The 17,330-nt window shown below is 67.4% G+C and carries 17 protein-coding genes and 1 tRNA gene; 3 read left to right on the forward strand and 15 right to left on the reverse strand.

Annotated elements, in window-relative coordinates; translation table 11 throughout:
* Window positions 1-119 precede the first annotated feature (119 nt).
* Together V2S85_RS11385 and V2S85_RS11390 are read right to left on the reverse strand one after the other, a co-directional pair.
* A complete protein-coding gene (locus tag V2S85_RS11385; RefSeq protein ID WP_330703137.1) occupies window positions 120-797 on the reverse strand; it encodes a DUF6538 domain-containing protein in 678 nt (225 codons plus the stop codon).
* Window positions 779-852 (reverse strand) — tRNA-Gly (locus tag V2S85_RS11390). Before V2S85_RS11390 ends, V2S85_RS11385 begins: the two co-directional genes overlap by 19 nt.
* Window positions 853-1,148: 296 nt before the next feature.
* Here V2S85_RS11390 and V2S85_RS11395 point away from each other — a divergent pair.
* Window positions 1,149-2,567, forward strand: coding sequence for a malonyl-CoA decarboxylase domain-containing protein (locus V2S85_RS11395; RefSeq protein ID WP_330702981.1), 1,419 nt, complete (start codon window positions 1,149-1,151; stop codon window positions 2,565-2,567).
* Window positions 2,568-2,728: 161 nt separating this feature from the next.
* Here the strand turns inward: V2S85_RS11395 and V2S85_RS11400 are convergent, their stop codons facing one another.
* The 6 genes from V2S85_RS11400 to pepN form a co-directional block, all read right to left on the reverse strand.
* A complete protein-coding gene (locus V2S85_RS11400; RefSeq protein ID WP_330702982.1) occupies window positions 2,729-3,274 on the reverse strand; it encodes an adenine phosphoribosyltransferase in 546 nt (181 codons plus the stop codon).
* Between the two features lie 199 nt (window positions 3,275-3,473).
* Window positions 3,474-4,313 (reverse strand): cytochrome c1, encoded by an 840-nt coding sequence (locus tag V2S85_RS11405; protein WP_330702983.1) that lies wholly within the window; start codon window positions 4,311-4,313, stop codon window positions 3,474-3,476.
* A gap of 26 nt (window positions 4,314-4,339) precedes the next feature.
* Window positions 4,340-5,650: a cytochrome b gene (locus V2S85_RS11410; RefSeq protein WP_330702984.1), complete on the reverse strand. Its 1,311-nt coding sequence runs from the start codon at window positions 5,648-5,650 to the stop codon at window positions 4,340-4,342.
* A 23-nt stretch (window positions 5,651-5,673) separates the two neighbouring features.
* Window positions 5,674-6,207, reverse strand: coding sequence for a ubiquinol-cytochrome c reductase iron-sulfur subunit (petA, locus tag V2S85_RS11415; RefSeq protein WP_330702985.1), 534 nt, complete (start codon window positions 6,205-6,207; stop codon window positions 5,674-5,676).
* An 842-nt stretch (window positions 6,208-7,049) separates the two neighbouring features.
* Window positions 7,050-7,820, reverse strand: coding sequence for a peptidoglycan editing factor PgeF (gene pgeF / locus V2S85_RS11420; RefSeq protein WP_330702986.1), 771 nt, complete (start codon window positions 7,818-7,820; stop codon window positions 7,050-7,052).
* Entirely contained in the window at window positions 7,813-10,479 is a 2,667-nt protein-coding gene (gene pepN, locus V2S85_RS11425) for an aminopeptidase N (protein WP_330702987.1), read from the reverse strand. The genes pgeF and pepN overlap by 8 nt, the downstream gene beginning before the upstream one ends.
* A gap of 94 nt (window positions 10,480-10,573) precedes the next feature.
* Here pepN and V2S85_RS11430 point away from each other — a divergent pair, with 94 nt between their 5' ends.
* Window positions 10,574-11,365: an SDR family NAD(P)-dependent oxidoreductase gene (locus tag V2S85_RS11430; protein WP_330702988.1), complete on the forward strand. Its 792-nt coding sequence runs from the start codon at window positions 10,574-10,576 to the stop codon at window positions 11,363-11,365.
* On the opposite strand, the gene V2S85_RS11435 is transcribed toward V2S85_RS11430, so the two are convergent.
* Together V2S85_RS11435 and V2S85_RS11440 are read right to left on the reverse strand one after the other, a co-directional pair.
* Complete coding sequence (locus V2S85_RS11435; RefSeq protein ID WP_330702989.1) at window positions 11,342-12,262, reverse strand: DMT family transporter; 921 nt, start codon at window positions 12,260-12,262, stop codon at window positions 11,342-11,344. The two genes, V2S85_RS11430 and V2S85_RS11435, sit on opposite strands and share 24 nt — an antisense overlap.
* A gap of 8 nt (window positions 12,263-12,270) precedes the next feature.
* Complete coding sequence (locus V2S85_RS11440) at window positions 12,271-13,266, reverse strand: threonine aldolase family protein (protein WP_330702990.1); 996 nt, start codon at window positions 13,264-13,266, stop codon at window positions 12,271-12,273.
* A 58-nt stretch (window positions 13,267-13,324) separates the two neighbouring features.
* On the opposite strand from V2S85_RS11440, the gene V2S85_RS11445 reads away from it, so the two are divergent.
* Window positions 13,325-13,615 (forward strand): GNAT family N-acetyltransferase, encoded by a 291-nt coding sequence (locus V2S85_RS11445; RefSeq protein ID WP_330702991.1) that lies wholly within the window; start codon window positions 13,325-13,327, stop codon window positions 13,613-13,615.
* 9 nt (window positions 13,616-13,624) lie between these two features.
* Here the strand turns inward: V2S85_RS11445 and V2S85_RS11450 are convergent, their stop codons facing one another.
* The 5 genes from V2S85_RS11450 to V2S85_RS11470 all read right to left on the reverse strand — a co-directional run bounded on the left by V2S85_RS11450 (window position 13,625) and on the right by V2S85_RS11470 (window position 17,128).
* Entirely contained in the window at window positions 13,625-14,002 is a 378-nt protein-coding gene (locus tag V2S85_RS11450) for a ribonuclease HI (RefSeq protein WP_330702992.1), read from the reverse strand.
* 109 nt (window positions 14,003-14,111) lie between these two features.
* The gene (locus V2S85_RS11455) at window positions 14,112-14,537 is read right to left on the reverse strand and encodes a 23S rRNA (pseudouridine(1915)-N(3))-methyltransferase RlmH (RefSeq protein WP_330702993.1); all 426 of its coding nucleotides are present in this window, start codon (window positions 14,535-14,537) and stop codon (window positions 14,112-14,114) included.
* A gap of 112 nt (window positions 14,538-14,649) precedes the next feature.
* Window positions 14,650-15,051: a ribosome silencing factor gene (rsfS, locus tag V2S85_RS11460; RefSeq protein ID WP_008831383.1), complete on the reverse strand. Its 402-nt coding sequence runs from the start codon at window positions 15,049-15,051 to the stop codon at window positions 14,650-14,652.
* 113 nt (window positions 15,052-15,164) lie between these two features.
* Window positions 15,165-15,875 carry a nicotinate-nucleotide adenylyltransferase gene (locus V2S85_RS11465; RefSeq protein WP_370423933.1) on the reverse strand — a complete coding sequence of 237 codons (711 nt, stop codon included), beginning with the start codon at window positions 15,873-15,875 and terminating at the stop codon, window positions 15,165-15,167.
* Window positions 15,839-17,128 (reverse strand): glutamate-5-semialdehyde dehydrogenase, encoded by a 1,290-nt coding sequence (locus tag V2S85_RS11470; RefSeq protein WP_330702994.1) that lies wholly within the window; start codon window positions 17,126-17,128, stop codon window positions 15,839-15,841. Before V2S85_RS11470 ends, V2S85_RS11465 begins: the two co-directional genes overlap by 37 nt.
* Window positions 17,129-17,330: the final 202 nt, after the last annotated feature.

The raw sequence follows: 17,330 nt of genomic DNA on the forward strand, positions 1-17,330 counted from the left end.
ACTCCTGCTCCTTGATCATCCCGATGATCTGCGCCTCGGTAAAACGGCTCTTCCTCATGCGTCTGCTCCTTCTCGTGGGCAGACTCTACATCAGAATGAGGGACCTTTCGGGGGGCAGGTCACTCGCGGGAAATCTCCGAGATCGGGGTTGATGCCCCAAGCACATCTTGGACAACTCGCCGGGTCGTGTCGTGCGCGAGCATGGTACGCGCCGAGCGGCGTTTCGTGGGGTCCTTGATGTATCGGTCGTAAATGTCCGAGAGCGTCAAAATCGAATTTGTCGCCGCCGCCTCTTCGAGCGTCTCAGGTTTGATGCGAGCGGCGATTGCTGCCGCAGATCGTGATGAACGCGCAGCCCTGACTGAAGCCACGACGTCTTGATCAACGACCAGCCGCTCATCGTACTCCATACCGATTTGCTGTCGTTTTGCCTCGAACATTGCGTCGATCTCGAAAGCGGCTTTGCGGGCCAGACGAATGGCAAGCGATGGGCTGTCTGTTCGCAGTGAGCGATTCACATGAGCGCATCCCATCGCCTCTCGCAAGTTGGCGGGCACTTTGACTCGAAACTGATAGATCGACCCTCGCAGCCACAGTCCACGCGCAGACGGTTCGTATGACGATCTGGTGCAACAACCCGGATGACGTTTTTTTGAACGATTTGAGAGCGTTGCGCTTAATTTTTGTGCGTCGAGGTATGCCGCATTGGTGGCACAAAAATCGGAGTCGGTCGCGGCAGCGATAGATTTCCGCGTCTTTTGAAGGGGTTGAGGCGGCTTGGAGCGGGTAGCGGGAATCGAACCCGCATAGCCAGCTTGGAAGGCTGGAGCTTTACCACTAAGCTATACCCGCTCGTCGCGTCCGGCACGGCCCCGTGGTTGCCGGGCCGCGTCGTGAACAGGCGCTTGCCACGGCCGGGTGGCATGCGTCAACACTTCTCCTGCATCATCCTGTGGCCAGCCCCCGTCACGGCAAGTCGCCGCAGCGGATCGCCGGGGCGGCTTCTGGTGCCTCGGGCACGCAAAACCGCCGTTCGCCGCTGCGATGACGCGCTCATGCGGCGGCCTGTCGGTTTCGCCGTATTCTATCGCAGGTGCAGCAGTGATAGCCTTGGCACCCAACGGCCGACGACGGAAAACGAGGACATCATGAACACGCCCCGGACGCGCCCCGCCACCGAAGCCCCCGCTGCAAGCGCCGCACCTGCATCGGGGCCCGTATCAGGTGCCGTATCAGGCCCGGTATCAGGCGCCGCACCCGGAGCCCGGCGGCGCAGCCCGCTCGACATGCTGATGAATTCGGGGCTGGGCAAGATGCTGCGCGGCATCGGCATCGCCCCCCGGCAGGAGCGCGCGGAAAGCCTGCTCGACCTGGCGGACGCCCTGCTCTCGCTGCGTGGGCGCGCCTCGGGGCCGGCGCTGGCCTCGGCGTTCTTCGACCTCTACGAAGCCAGCGACGTCGCCGCCCGGCAGGATTTCCTGGGCAAAGTCCACGACATGCACCCGGCCGACGCCAAGGCCATCGACAAGGCCATCGCCAAATGGAACGAGAAGCGCGACGAGGCCGCTGCCCTCGCGCTCAACCTCGCCAGCAAGTCACCCAGCCGGCGGCTCATCAACCAGCTCAACCTGGCGCCGCAGGGCACGCCGCGGCTGATCGCCCTGCGCGAGGATCTGCTGGCGATACCCCGCGCCGCCGGCACGCCGGGCCTCGCCGCGCTCGACCGCGACCTCGAAAGCGCCTTCACCGCATGGTTCAACGCCGGGTTCCTGGAACTGCGGCGGATCGGCTGGGACAGCTCGGCGCAGTTGCTCGAACGCATCATCCGCTACGAAGCGGTCCACCAGATCCAGGGCTGGGACGACCTGCGCCGCCGCGTCGAGCCGGTGGACCGGCGCTGCTACGGCTTCTTCCATCCCCAGATGCGCGACGATCCGCTGATCTTCGTCGAAGTGGCGCTGACCCCGCAGATCCCCGGCTCGATCCACCAGATCATCGCCGAGGATCGCGAGACGGTACCGCCCAGCGAGGCGAACTGCGCGATCTTCTATTCGATCAGCAACTGCCAGGTCGGGCTCAAGGGAATCCCCTTCGGCAACCACCTCATCAAGCGCGTGGTCGGGCTGCTCCGGGAAGAACTGCCGCACCTCAAGACCTTCGCCACGCTTTCGCCGGTCCCCGGGTTCGCGAAGTGGCTGGCGAAGGAGACCGAGGGCGACGCCCCGGTGCCGGGCGCGCAGGAACTGCGGCAACTGGCGGCACGCTATCTGGTGGAGGCCAAGGGCAAGGGCAACCAGCCGCTCGATCCGGTGGCGCGCTTCCACCTCGGCAACGGGGCGCGGCTAGAGGCGATCCACGCCAATGCCGACCTCTCGGCCAATGGGCAGAAGCAGGCGCACGGGGTCATGGTGAACTACCTCTACGACCTGACGGATATCGAGGCGAACGTCTTCGCGCTGACCGAACTGGGCACGGTGGCAACCTCGAAGGCGGTGCAGGCGCTGGTGGAGGATCCGGAGGCCGGGGCGAAGAAGGCGGGGAAAAAGAAGGACGCGGTGGCGGCGTGATCGCGATCGCCTTTACCCGAAGCCCGTCCGTCATCCCGGCGCATGCCGGGACCGTGGGCCGTCTTTAGAAGCGCCGCCGCGCCGGGGCGCCCTGGCGCGATAGCTACCGCCTCAAGACCTGCCCACGGTCCCGGCGTGCGCCGGGATGACGGGAGGGACCCTCAATGCCCCGCGAAGGTCATCAGTGCATCGGCCGGGACGCCTGCATCGCGCAGCCGCTGCGCGCCGCCGAGGTCGGGCAGGTCGATGGCGAAAAGTGAGTGCACCACCTCTCCCCCGGCCCGGCGCAGGAGTTCCACGGCGGCCAGCGCGGTGCCGCCGGTGGCGATGAGATCATCGACGAGCACCACCCGCGCGCCGTCCGGCACGGCGCCGGGATCGACCTCCAGCGTGTCTGTGCCGTATTCCAGCGCATAGTCGATCGCGAGGACCGGCACCGGCAGCTTGCCCGGCTTGCGCACTGGTACGAAGGGCAGCCCCATGCGCGCCGCCATTGCCGCCCCGAAGATGAAGCCGCGCGCCTCGACCCCGGCGATCACCTGCGCGCCCGCCTGCTGCGCCCGGTCGGCCATATGCGCGACGGCGGCCGCGAAGCCCGGACCGTCGCCGATCAGCGTGGTGACGTCGCGGAACAGGATTCCGGGCTTGGGGAAATCGGGGATCGTCCGCACCAGCAGGCGCAGGTCTTCGACGGTCGGATCCGGCATTGGGGGAAAATCTCCGGCAGCACATAAGCAAGGCGCCCCGCCATCACCGAGGATGACGGGGCGCCGGAGCCCTTAGCAGCAAGCAGGGCATCGCCAAAACCCTTCGTCATTGCGAGCGAAGCGAAGCAATCCAGAGCCGTTTGCCCTGCGCTGGATTGCCGCGGGGCTTACGCCCCTCGCAATGACGAAATGGGTGGGCTCAGTGCTTCTTGCCCGCCCAGATGTTGCGGTAGGACATATAGCCCAGCACCGTCGCGAAGATCAGGAACAGCACCACGGCAAGGCCGGTCTGGTTGCGCTTCTCCAGCTTGGGTTCGGCGGTCCAGATCAGGAAGGCCGCGACGTCCTTCGACATCTGGTCGACCGTCGGCTTGGGGTTGCCCGGGCCATACTCGACCTGGCCGTCGCTCATCAGCGGCGGGGCCATCGCGAGGTTGAGGTTCGCGAAGTACGGGTTGTAGTGCAGGCCGTCGGGCGTCTTGGAGTCCGGGAACTCCTTCAACAGCGCGGCGGGCTGGGCCTGGAACCCGGTCAGCAGCGAATAGACGTAGGGTCCGCCGTCATGACGCGCCTTGGTGATGAGCGAGAGGTCGGGCGGGATCGCGTTGTTGTTCGCGGCGCGCGCGGCGACGTCGTTCGCGAAGGGCTTGGGGAAGTAGTCCGTCGGCATGCCCGGACGGGTGTTGGCCTCGCCGGTGGTGGGGTCCACGCCGGGAACCTGGAAGCCCGCCGCGATGGCCTTCACCTGGCCTTCGGAATAGCCCAGCGCCGCCAGGTCGCGGAAGGCGACGTGGCTGAGCGAGTGGCAGGCCGAGCAGACTTCCTTGTAGATCTGGAAGCCGCGCTGGAGCTGCTGCTTGTCGAACTTGCCGAAGGGGCCATCGCTGGTGAAGTGGACTTCCTTGGGCGGCAGGTGGAACTCGTGCTCCGCCGTCACTGCGGCCGGTTCGGTGGCCCAGGTGTAGAAGCCCACACCGAAGGACCACGCCAGCGCCAGCGTGAAGAACAGCCCGACGAGGATCGAGAGAATGCGTGCCATGTCTTTCGTCTTTCGTTCTGGCTGGATCAGACGGCCGGAGCCGGGGCGGCGCCAAGATCGGCGGACGGGGAGAGCTGCGCCTCGTCATCCTTGCCGAGCACCGATTCGGTGATCGAGAACGGCAGCGGCAGCGGCTTTTCGATCGCCGAAACCACCGGGATGATGATGAGGAAGTGCGCGAAGTAGTAGAGCGCCGCCAGCTGCGAGATCATCACGTAGGGCTCCGCCGCCGCGGCGCCGCCGCAGTAGAACAGCACCAGCATGTCGAGCACCAGCACCCAGAAGAACTTCTTGTAGAGCGGGCGATAGGTGCCCGAACGCACCGGCGACTTGTCCAGCCAGGGCAGGAAGAACCACACCAGGATCGCGCCGAACATGGCGAGCACGCCCATCAGCTTGGCCGGGATGAAGAAGAAGTCCTGCGTGAAGGCGCGCAGGATCGCGTAGAACGGCCAGAAGTACCATTCGGGCACGATGTGCGCGGGCGTGCTCATCGGGTTCGCCGGGATGTAGTTGTCCGGGTGGCCGAGCGCGTTGGGGAAGTAGAACACCGCGATCGCGAAGAGGATCGCGAAGACGCCGATCGCCCAGCCGTCCTTGGCGACGTAGAAGGGATAGAACGGCACCGTGTCCGAGCTGGACTTCACTTCCACGCCGGTCGGGTTCGACGAGCCGGGGATGTGCAGCGCCCAGATATGCAGGATCACCACGCCCAGGATCACGAAGGGCAGCAGGTAGTGGAGCGAGAAGAAGCGGTTGAGCGCGGCGTTGTCAGGCGCGAAACCGCCCAGCAGCCACTGCTGCAGCGGCTCGCCCACGAAGGGGATCGCGCCGAACAGGCCGGTGATGACCTTGGCGCCCCAGAAGCTCATCTGGCCCCAGGGCAGCACGTAGCCCATGAAGGCGGTGGCCATCATCAGCAGGAAGATCACCACGCCCAGCAGCCACACCATTTCGCGCGGCGCCTTGTAGGAGCCGAAGTAGAAGCCGCGGAAGATGTGGACGTAGATGACGACGAAGAACGCCGAGGCACCGTTGGCATGCGCATAGCGCATCAGCCAGCCCCAGTTCACGTCACGCACGGTCATCTCGATGGTGTCGAACGCCACCGCCGAATTGGCCGCATAGTGCATGGCCATGACGATGCCGGTGACGATCTGCAGCACGAGGCACAGACCGGCGAGGAAACCGAAGTTCCAGAAATAGTTGAGGTTGCGCGGAACCTCGTAGCCACCACCCACGGCATTGTAGACGAGGCGCGGGATCGGCAGCCGTTCGTCCATCCACTTCATCAGCGGGTGCGCGGGGGTATAGTGCTTTGCCCAGGGAAAGCTCATGGTCGTGATCCTCTCTCTTGGGCTCAGCCGATTTTGACGACGGTGTCGGACGAGAACTCGTACTTCGGCACCTCGAGGTTCTTGGGCGCGGGGCCCTTGCGGATGCGCGCCGCGGTATCGTAGGACGAACCGTGGCAGGGGCAGAAGTAGCCGCCGAACTCGCCCTTGATCTCACCCTCGCCGGCGCCCAGCGGCACGCAGCCGAGGTGGGTGCACACGCCCATGGTGATGAGCCAGTTCTCCTTGCCCTCCTTGGTGCGCTCCTCCAGCGTCTGGGGATCGCGCAGCGAGGCGACGTCGACCTTGTTGGCGGCCTCGATCTCGTGCGGGGTCAGGTTGCGCACGAAGACCGGCTGCTTGCGGAACACCGCCTTGATCGCCTGCCCGGGCTGGATCGCCGAGATATCGATTTCGGTGGAGGAAGCCGCGAGAACGTCGGCCGATGCCGACATCTGGCTCACGAGCGGGACGACGATCCCGATTCCTGCAACGCCTGCAGCGCTGACTGCGGCGATGTTGATGAAATCGCGCCGCCTTACGCCCTCTGTTTCTGCCATGTTTGCCCTTGCCTTGCTTTCGACAACCCTCTCTGCCGGAGGTGCGGCAGGAGGTCTATCAGACCGAATGGTATCCTGGTATCCCCCGTGTCGGCTCACGAACCATGGGCAGAACCCATGAATCTCCCGACTTTGGGATTTCTGTTATAGATGAACGCCGCCTGTGCCAACCTTGATTTTGGTCAAGGCAAGCTACTGTAACAGACGGAAGTTAGGCCGATCGGCTTGGCGATACCGGTGATTTCGGGGTGGGACGTCGTGGCGGCTCGTTCGGGCTGCCGAACCACGGCAGGCCGCAGCGCCCAGCCTCGGGGGCTTCGACAAGCTCAGCCTGAGCGGGTTGGGGGTTATGAGTGAGACGTCAAGATCGCGCCCTCCCCTTCGTCATCCTGAACTTGTTTCAGGATCCATCACGCAGTTGGTACCGAACCCGGAAGGCGAAAACCGCCCCGTCGATTTGGCCGCTCATGAACTGGGCGATCGGCCTGATAGACCCTGAAACAAGTTCAGGGTGACGGCGGATTTGGGTGGAAGCTGTCGTCAGTTCCTCCCCGGCACGGGGAGGGGGACCACCCGCAGGGTGGTGGAGGGGCACCCTCGGTTTGCATGCCATCGCGTTGATACGCTTCCCAATGCCCGCCGATCGAGGTCTGGCGATCCACCGCGTGCCCCTCCACCATGCTTCGCATGGTCCCCCTCCCCCAAGGGGGAGGAATGGGGGTAAGCTGCCAACTACCAAGTTCGTCATTGCGAGCGTAGCGAAGCAATCCAGGGCGGCGTCATACAGCCCTGGATTGCTTCGCTACGCTCGCAATGACGAATGAGGGCGAAGCGCCAAGCCCTCAGCCCAACCCGATCAGCGAGATCTGCCGCCCGTAGCTCAGTTCCCCGCGATGGGTGGCGCGGCGGAAGGAGTAGAACCGCTCGGGCTCGGCATAGGTATCCAGCCGCAGCCCCTCGGGATGCGCGATCCCGGCGAGGCGCAACCGGCGCAGCACGTAGCCTTCGAGGTCGAACTGGAAATGATCGGGCCGCCCTTCGCGGAAGAACCGCGCGTTGGGCAGGTCGTCGGCAAGCAAGCGCTCGCGGAACGCCGCGTCCACCTCGTAGGAGCCTTGCGCGATGCACGGACCCACCGCCGCGACGATGCTTTCCCGCCGGGCGCCCAGCGCCTCCATCGCGGCGATGGTGGCATCGGTAACGCCGCCCAGCGCGCCGCGCCAGCCGGCATGGGCCGCGCCGATCACGCCGGCCTCGCGGTCGGCGAGGAGCACCGGCGCGCAGTCGGCGGTGAGGATGCCCAGCACCGCGCCGGGCTGGTCGGTGACGATGGCGTCGGCCTTGGGGCGGTCTTCCTCGGACCATGGTTCGCCGCCCAGCACCGCGCAGTCGGCCGAGTGGACCTGATAGACCGTGACCAGCCGCGCGCCGGGCAGCACCGCTTCGGCCGCCAGCGCGCGGTTGCGTTCGACGAGGCCCGGATCATCGCCCGAACCGCGCCCGGCGTTGAGGCCCGCCACCTCGCCCTCACTCACCCCGCCCCGGCGGCCGAGGAAGCCGTGGGGGATACCTTCGAGCAGGGCGGCGCGGTTGACTTCGACCGGCTCAGCCAAGGGACTTCGACACCTGCTCGCGCACGTCGCGCGAAAGGCCGGGCAGCGCCGCGATGCGCTCCAGTTCGGCGCGCATCATCGCCGCGCGGACCGGCTCGACCCGGCGCCAGCGGCCGAGCGAGGGCACGAAGCGGGCCGCCGTCTGGGCGTTGATCGGGTCCAGCCGGCGGATCAGGTCGCCGATCATGCGGTAGCCCGCGCCGCTCTCGTCATGGAACGCGCGCGGGTTGACCGCCGCCGCCATGTAGAGCGCGCGGACGCGGTTGGGGTTGGTCATGGTGAAGTCGGGATGCTGCGCCAGCGCCGCGATGTGCTCCAGCACCTTCGGGTTCAGCGCGCCCGCCTGCAGCGAGAACCACTTGTCGAGAACCAGCGCATTGTCCCGGTAGCGATCGTGGAAGTCGGCCAGCGCGGTCTCGCGTTCGGGCGCATCGAGGTTGCACAGCACCATCAGCGCGCCCTGCCGGTCGGTCATGGTATCGGCCGCCCGGTACTGCGCGAAGGCGCGCGCGGCGCCTTCGGCCGGGTCGCCGGCGGCGATCAGCACCAGCGCCTGCGTCTTGATCTTGCGCGCGCCGCGTGCCGCCGCCTCGCGCGAATAGGGCACGGCGCAGGCGCGGTCGTGCAGCGCCTTGAGCGGCTCTGCCAGCGCGCGGCCGAGCCAGGCCTTGAGCGCCTCGCGCTCGGCATGGATCAGGCCGGGGTCGGAGACCGGCAACTGCTCGGCGATGTAGCTTTCGGCGGGCAGGATCATCAGTTCGCCGCGCATCAGGTCGTCGATCGCGGGGTCGGCGATGATCGCCCCCAGCGCCTCGCCGATCGCCGCCTGCCCCTCGGCGCGGGCCGCATCGTCCAGCCGCCCGGACACCCCGGCGACGAGGTGCTGGAGGACGAGGCCCTGCATCGCCTCGTAGCGGGCGAAGGGATCGTCGTCATGCGCGGCGAGGAACACGAGGTCCGCCTTCTCGCGCGCGAAGTCGATCGCGACGGGGGCGGAGAAGCCGCGGTTGATCGACAGCACCGGCGGCGCGGCGAAGCCATCGAAAGTGAAAGTCTGGCTGTCCTGGTCGAGGACGATCAGCCGCTCGCCAGAATGGGTGCCGGTGGCGCGATCGAACAGGGCCACGCGCAAGGGGATCGGCATCGCCTGCTTGTCGGGCTGGCCGGGCGTCGCCGGGACCGTCTGGGTGAGCTTGAGGACGACTTGAGTGCCGCTGTGTGCCACTTCTGCGCAGACCTGCGGAGTGCCCGCCTGCGAATACCACAGGCGGAACTGCGCCAGGTCCAGACCGGCGCCGTCCTCGATCGCCCGCACGAAATCCTCGCAGGTCGCGGCCTCGCCGTCATGGCGGTCGAAGTAGAGGTCGGTGCCTTTCCGGAACCGCTCGACCCCGGCCATGGTGCGCATCATGCGGATCACCTCGGCGCCCTTGTTGTAGACGGTCGCGGTGTAGAAGTTGCTGATTTCCTCATAGGAATCGGGGCGGATGGGATGCGCCAGCGGGCCCGAATCCTCGGGGAACTGGCCGACCCGCAGGATCCGTACGTCCTCGATCCGCTTGACCGCTTCCGATCCCATGTCGGCGCTGAACAGCTGGTCGCGCAGGACGGTGAAGCCTTCCTTGAGGCTGAGCTGGAACCAGTCCCGGCAGGTCACGCGGTTGCCCGACCAGTTGTGGAAATACTCGTGCCCGATCACCCCCTCGACCGCATCGTAATCGCCGTCGGTCGCGGTGTCCGGATCGGCCAGGACGTAGCGGGTGTTGAAGATGTTGAGGCCCTTGTTCTCCATCGCGCCCATGTTGTAATCGGACACGGCGACGATGTTGAACAAGTCGAGGTCATATTCGCGGCCGAACGTTTCCTCGTCCCATTTCATTGAATTTATTAGGGAATTCATCGCGTGCTGGGTGCGGTCCTCGTCACCCGGACGGACCCAGATGTTGAGCGCCACCTGGCGCCCGCCCATCGTCTCGAAGCGGGCGCTGTTGGCGGTCAGGTTCCCGGCGACGAGCGCGAAGAGGTAGCTCGGCTTGGGCCAGGGATCGTGCCATTCGGCCCAGTGAGTCCCATCGTCGGCCTCACCGCTCGCGGTGCAGTTGCCGTTGGCGAGAAGGATCGGGAACTGCGCCTTTTCGCCGCTCATCCGCACCGTGTAGGTGGAGAGCACGTCGGGCCGGTCGGGGAAGAAGGTGATGCGGCGGAACCCTTCCGCCTCGCACTGGGTGCAGAGCATCCCGCCCGAGGCATAGAGGCCCATGAGCTGGCTGTTCGCGGCGGGATTGACGGCGGTTTCCACTTCCACCGCATGCGCATCACCGGTCAGTTCGACCACGAGGTCGGAGCCGTCGAGGCGCCAGTCGTTCACCTCGCGCCCGTCCACCCGGACCGCCAGCGGGGCGATCTGGTCGCCGTTGAGCCGCAGCGTGCTTTCGCCGCTACCGGCAGGATTGCGCACGACCGAGAGCCGCGCGACGATGTGCGAGGCATCGAGGCCGAGCCGGAAGTCGAGCGCGACTTCGGGCACCAGCCAGGCGGGCGGCTGGTAGTCCTCGCGCCGGATCACCGTGGCCGCGACGGGCGGCGGCGCGGTATTGCCAAGCTCAGGCGCAAGCTGGGCGTTCTCGGCGGGTTCGGAAGGTCTGCTGGCGATGTCCATTGCCGTTACTTAGAGTGTCGCGGGGCGATTGCCAGAGTCGGTTTCTCCATCCCGGACTTGATCCGCGACCAGCGGCGGTCTTTAGGTATGCGCCATGCCCCGCCTGTTCATCTTCGGTTTCGGCTACACCGCCGGTTTCGTCGCCGCATCGTTCGAGGCGCGCGGCTGGGAGGTCGTCTCGACCGGGCGCGAGGGTACGCTGGCCTTCGACGACGAGGGCAGCGTCAGGCTCGCGCTCGCCGATGCGGACCACGTCCTCTCCTCGGTCCCGCCGGGGAACGAGGGGCGCGGCGAGCCGCTCGACCCGGTGCTGGAGCGCTATGGCGATGCCATCCGCGCGCTGCCGCTGTCCTATCTGTCCTCCACCGGCGTCTACGGCGACACCGGCGGGGCCTGGGTGGACGAGAGCGCCCCCACCGGCACCGGCCGCCGCACCGCCCGGGCCGAGGCGGACGCGGCATGGCTCGCGCTCGGCGCGCGGGTCTATCGGCTGCCCGGCATCTACGGCCCCGGCCGCTCGATGCTGGACCGCCTTGCCGCAGGCCGCGCCCACCGCATCGACCTGCCGGATCAAGTGTTCAGCCGTATCCATGTCGAGGATATCGCCGCCGGTGTGCTCGCCGGAATCACCGCCCCGCCGGGGGCCTACAACCTCGCCGACGACCTGCCCTGCGCGCAGAACCGGCTGGTCGAGCATGCCTGCCGCCTGACCGGCACCGCCCTGCCCCCCCTGCAGACGCTGGAGGAGGCCGCCCTCTCGCCGATGGCACGCGCCTTCTATGCGGAGAACCGCCGCGTCGCCAACGGCAAGGCCAAGCGCGTGCTCGGCTGGCGGCCGCGCTATCCCGGCTATGTCGAGGGGCTAGACGCGCTTCTTCGCCGCTAACGCGATCACCAGCCCGCCCAGTGCCAGCACCGCGCCGCCGATCGCGAGGCCGGTCCAGCGATAGCCCTCGAACACAGTCGAAAGCGCCATCGCCACCACCGGCACCGCGACCCCGTTGTAGGCCGCGCGGCCCGGGCCAAGCTCGCGGATCAGCATGAAGTAGAGCGGGAAGGTCACCACCGAGCCGGCGATGGCGAGATAGACGATGCCAGCCAGATATTCCCAGCGCGTCTCCATCACCGGCGCGCCGACCGTGGCGAGGCTCCAGCAGGCGTCGATCGCGGCGCCCAGCAGCATCGCCCAGGCCAGCATCGGCACCATCGGCTGCGCCCGCCCCACCTGCGTCCCCTGCAGGATGTTCGCGGTGGATGCGCTGAGGATGCCCGCGCAAGTCATTACCACACCCAGCGCCACCCGGCCCTCGGGCGGGGCGCTGCGGTATTCGTGGATCATCAGCAGCGCGATGCCGGCGATCGCCACCAGCGAACCGGCGATGAAGCCGCCGGTCACCCGCTGCCCCAGGAACAGCCGTGCCAGCACCGCGTTGGGCACCATCAGCAAGGCATAGCAGACCGCCACCAGCCCGGAGGTCAGGTGGATTTCGGCCTGATAGACGAATTGGAAATTGCACACGAACTGGCTCAACCCGACCAGCAGCGCCAGCCCCATTCCCTGCCTCGAAAGGCGCAGGCTGTCGCGCCGCACCAGCGCCAGCACCAGCATCGCGGCGCCCGCCAGCGCGAAGCGATACGTGATCGACCACGTCGGCGGCACCGCCCCGACCTGGTCCTTGATGACCAGCCAGGTCGACCCCCAGATCGCCGTGACCACCAGGAACGCCGCGATCACCCGCGAGCGGGACGCGGGTTCCGCGCCCCCGCTCGTGGCCCCGCCCATGGCTCCCCTCATAGCGCCGCCAGCGCCTTGACCAGTGCCATGACGTGGCCGTCCTTCGCATCCCACGAGGCCACCAGCCGCGCCGCATCCACGCCCCAGTCGTAGAAGGCGAAGCCCTGCCCGCGCAGCGCCTCGCGCTCCGCGGCGGTGCAGGTGAGGAAGACCTCGTTGGCCTCGACCGGATGCAGCAGCCGGTCTGGCGCGGCGGCGCCGATCGCGGCGGCGGCCGCATTGGCGCCGCGCGCGTTGTCGAGCCACAAGTCGTTGGCCAGCATCGCCAGTATCTGCGCGGCCATGAACCGGCCCTTGGACTGCAGGTGCCCGGCGCGCTTGCGGCGGTAGCGGATCACCTGCGCCGCCGCGACATCGAAGAAGACGATCGCCTCCGCGCCCATGCCGCCGTTCTTGACGAAGCCGAAGCTGAGCGCATCGACCGCGCCCGCCGCCTCGGCCGGGGTGCAGCCCAGATGGGCGACCGCATTGGCGAAGCGCGCCCCGTCCATGTGCAGGCCAAGCCCGCGCGCCTGCGCGAAGGCGGCGATCGCGGCGACCTCGTCCGGGCGGTAGACGCAGCCGTACTCGCTCGCCTGGGTGATCGAGATCGCATGGGGCTGGACCTGATGGACGTCGTCGCGGATCGGGTCGATCACCGCGCCGAGCGTCTCGGGGGTGACCTTGGCGCTGGCGCCGTCGGCCAGCAGCAGCTTGGCACCGTGGAGGAAGAAGCCCGGCGCGCCAGCCTCGTCCATCTCGATATGCGCCTCGCGGTGGCACACCACGGCGCCGTGCGGCGGCACCATCGCGGCGAGGGCGAGGCAGTTCGCGGCAGTCCCGCTCGCCACCCACAGCACCGCGCAGTCACGCCCGAACAAGTCGGTGAACGCACCGTCGAGGCGCTTGCTCAGCGCATCGTTGTCATACGGCGCGTCAGGCGCATCGGCGGCCATCATCGCCTTCCACACGGCGGGATGGACGGCGGCGGCGTTGTCGGAATTGAACTGCATGACCATATGCCCTGAAAGCGCCGGCGGTTTCCGTCAAGCGCAACGAGGAGAACCATGCATGGTCGGCGTCACCATCACCAAACACGAATTCGGCTCCGCGGGCGAATACCACGCCCACGTCGCCGACAGCGAGCACATCGGGCGGCTCACCTGGACCGAGCGCGGCCTCGTGCGCTATGCCGAACACACGCTGGTCCCCACCGCGATCGGCGGGCGCGGCGTGGCGATGCGGCTGGTCGAGGCGATGGTGGCCGACGCGCGCGAGAACCACTTCAAGATCGGCCCGGTCTGCAGCTACGTCGAAGTCGCGTTCCGGCGGCATCCGGAATGGGCCGACGTCAAGGCATAAGGCGCCTGCTCAGCGCGGATGGCGGGCCGCCAGGGCGATCCCCGCCAGATTCTGCTCTCGCCGGATCCAGCGCAGGCGGTCGGGGCCGACTTGTGCCGCCAGTTCGAGAAAGCGCGCGGCGTGGGCCTGCGGGCCGGTTCCATCGCGCAAGGCGCGGTTGGCCTGCCGGATGATCTCGACCGCATCGCCGATCAGTTCGACATGCTCCAGACGCTGCTGCCGGCACAGCTCCAGCGCGCGGATCAGCGCCAGCCACTCGGCATCGCTGTTGGTGCCGCAGCCGCAATCCTCGAAGACATGCGCCACCCCGCGTATCACCACGGCGACCTCGATCGGCCCCGGATTCGGACGGCAACCGCCATCGAAGAAAACCTTCAGGCGCTTCATCCCATCCGCCCGCCTTCGTCATTGCGAGCGCAGCGAAGCAATCCAGAGCGGCTTATGCGAAGCTGGATTGCTTCGCTACGCTCGCAATGACGAATGAGGGACTGCTTCATCAGCCCGAGCGGTGGTAGGGATGCCCCGCCAGGATCGCGGTGGCGCGCCACAGCTGTTCGGCGAGCATCGCGCGGACCATCAGGTGAGGCCAGGTCATGCGGCCGAAGCACAGCAGGTGGTCGGCCTGCGCCCGCGCCTCGTCGCCGTGGCCGTCGGCAGCGCCGATCAGGAAGCGACATTCGCGCACGCCCTCGTCACGCCAGCGGCCGAGCAGCGCGGCGAATTCTTCCGAACTCATCAGCTTGCCCCGCTCGTCGAGCAGGACTTCGCGGACCGGGGTATGGACGGGAGGCGGCACCTTGCCGCCGACATCGGGCAGCTCGCTGTGCCTGAACGGCCAGGTGATGCGCTTCGCGTAGCGATCCAGCATCTCACCCTCGGGCGAGCGGGCGATCTTTCCGCGAGCGATGATGTGCAGCAGCATGGGTTCAGGGTGCAATCAGGCCGGAACGCGGGGACGGAGCAGGGCCCCCGCGTGATTTCCTCGCGATTTTCCGGTCACCGTCGCGACCGGAGGATCATCCTCTAGGCAGCGATCAGGCTGCCCCGGACGGGCCGTCGAAGCCCCACATCCGCTCGAGGTTGTAGAACGTGCGCACTTCGGGACGGAACAGGTGGACGACCACGCTGCCCGCATCGACGAGCACCCAGTCGGCCGCCGGAAGGCCCTCGATACGCGGATGGCCGAAGCCGTTCTGCTTCAGTCGCTCGCCGAGTTTCTGCGCCATGGACGCAACCTGGCGGGTCGAACGGCCCGAGGCGATCACCATGAAATCGGCGATGCTCGATTTACCGTCGAGGTCGATCGTCACCAGTTCCTGCGCCTGATCGTCGTCCAGCGAAGAGAGCACGAGGTTCAGCAACGGATCATCGCTTTCGATCGTGACCGGAAGCGGGGTGGCGCCGGTTGATTCCGGCTGTAGTTCTGCCTGTGGCATCTTGGTTGGGTTCTGCTCCTTTCAAAACCGACCGGGCAGGATGAAGGCCATCCTGCCGCGTTCGATCGTTTGCCGTGTAAGCCGGGTATGCGGGAAGATGGCCTGAAAGCCGATCATTCCGCCGTTCCGGGGATCAAGTGGTACGTGACCGCGTCACGCGAAGGTCGATCTGAGAACCTTCGTGCCCAGTCCGGATCGGCCTGGCGTATCGCCGTTGCCGACCGCGTATCGGGGTCGAATCGCAATGTCACCAGCGCGGGTGCGCTCCACTCTTCCGGACCGCGAAGACTGGTCAGGGGTCTCCGGAATTTCCCCAGCCAGGCCATCGCGGGGCTCGCGAGGGCAGCGCCATCATACCCCGGACGCGCGATTACCGCAATCGGCATGAGTCGGCACAGCGTCCGCCAGTCCTTCCAGCGGTGCAACTGGGCGAGGTTGTCCGCCCCCATCAGCCATACGAAGCGCCGTTTCGGGTAACGGTGAAGGAGCGCGCGGAGGGTGTCGACGGTGTATCGGGTGCCCAGTTCGCGCTCGATCGCAGTGGCCCGGATGCGGGCACCCCGCGCCTGCCGCTGTGCCGAACGCATCCGCGCAGCCAGCGGGGCCATCCCGGCCTTGGGCTTGAGCGGATTGCCCGGCGAAACCAGCCACCACACTTCGTCGAGCGCCAGTGCCTCGACGGTGAACAGGGTGACACGGCGGTGTCCACCGTGGGCCGGGTTGAAACTGCCGCCGAGCAGGCCCGTGACGGGGCCGGGGCGGGTTCGGGTCCGCCTCAGAACCAGATTCAGGGCCGGGCCTGCCCGGTTCCGCGCACCTGCCACTTGTAGGTGGTCAGACCCTCCAGCGCGACAGGACCGCGCGCGTGCAGGCGGCCGGTGGCGATGCCAATCTCCGCGCCGAGGCCGAACTCGCCGCCATCGGCGAACTGGCTGGAGGCATTGACCATCACGATCGCGCTGTCGACTTCGGCAAGGAAGCGCTCGGCCGATTCCGCGTCTTCGGTGACGATCGCATCGGTGTGGTGCGAGGAATGCGCCGCGATGTGCTCAAGCGCCGGTTCGATGCCGTCGACCACGGCGACCGCCAGAACGGCGTCGAGGTATTCGGTGTCCCAGTCCTCCTCGCTGGCGGGCAGCACGCGCGGGTCGAGCGCCTGCGCGCGGGCGTCGCCGCGCAGTTCGCAGCCCGCGTCGAGCAGGCCGGCAACGACCGATTCGCTCTCGGGGAACTGGGTGTCGAGGAGCAGCGTCTCCATCGCCCCGCAGATGCCGGTGCGGCGCATCTTGGCGTTGAGCGTCAGGTCGCGCGCCATCCCGGCATCGGCCGAGGCATGGACATACGTGTGGCAGATGCCGTCGAGGTGGGCGAGCACGGGCACCCGCGCATCGGCCTGGACGCGCGCAACGAGGCTCTTGCCCCCGCGCGGCACGATCATGTCGATGAGGCCCGCCGCCGTCAGCATCGCGCCGACCACCGCGCGGTCCTGCGTCGGCACCAGCTGGATCGCCGCCTCGGGCAGACCCACGGTGGCGAGACCCTTGGCGAAGGCGGCACGGATCGCGTGGTTGGAATGGATCGCCTCGCTGCCGCCGCGCAGCAGCACCGCGTTGCCCGAGCGCAGGCACAGCGCGGCAGCGTCGGCGGTGACGTTCGGACGGCTCTCGTAGATGATACCGATCAGGCCGATGGGAATGCGCACGCGCGACAGCTTGAGGCCGTTGGGGCGTTCGCTGGAAGCGATCACCTCGCCCACCGGGTCGGGCAGGCCCGCGACCTGATCGACCGCATCGGCGATTCCGGCCAGCCGCGCGGCATCGAGCCGCAGGCGGTCGAGCATCGCACCCGAAAGCCCCTTGGCCTCGCCAGCCGCGATGTCCTTTGCGTTGGCTTCGAGAATTTCCCCTTCAGCCTCGCGCAGCGCCGTGGCGGCGGCGCGCAGGGCGGCGGCCTTATCGGCATCGGTCAGCTTCGCCAGCACGCGCTGCGCGGCGCGGCCGTCGCGGGCCAGTTGCTCGACAAGCGCCTCGGGCGAAAGCGCTGCAGGTTCGGCGGTCAGGGTGCTCTGCAAGGTCATGGGCGCGGACTAACACTCAACCGCGCAGTTGTCACCGGATTGCGGCCACATCGCCGCTGCCAAATTGGTGTCATGAAATCGATTCGCATGCCCGGTTCCAGCCACGAATAGAGCGATTTACTCAGTTCGCCGCTCGCCCATTTCGATTCGGCGCGATTCGACAAGGCTTCACGGCCAGTCGATTCGCCTTGGTAACCGTCGA

Origin of the sequence: Novosphingobium resinovorum (assembly GCF_036352595.1) — a bacterium.
Taxonomy (GTDB): Bacteria; Pseudomonadota; Alphaproteobacteria; order Sphingomonadales; family Sphingomonadaceae; genus Novosphingobium; species Novosphingobium resinovorum_B.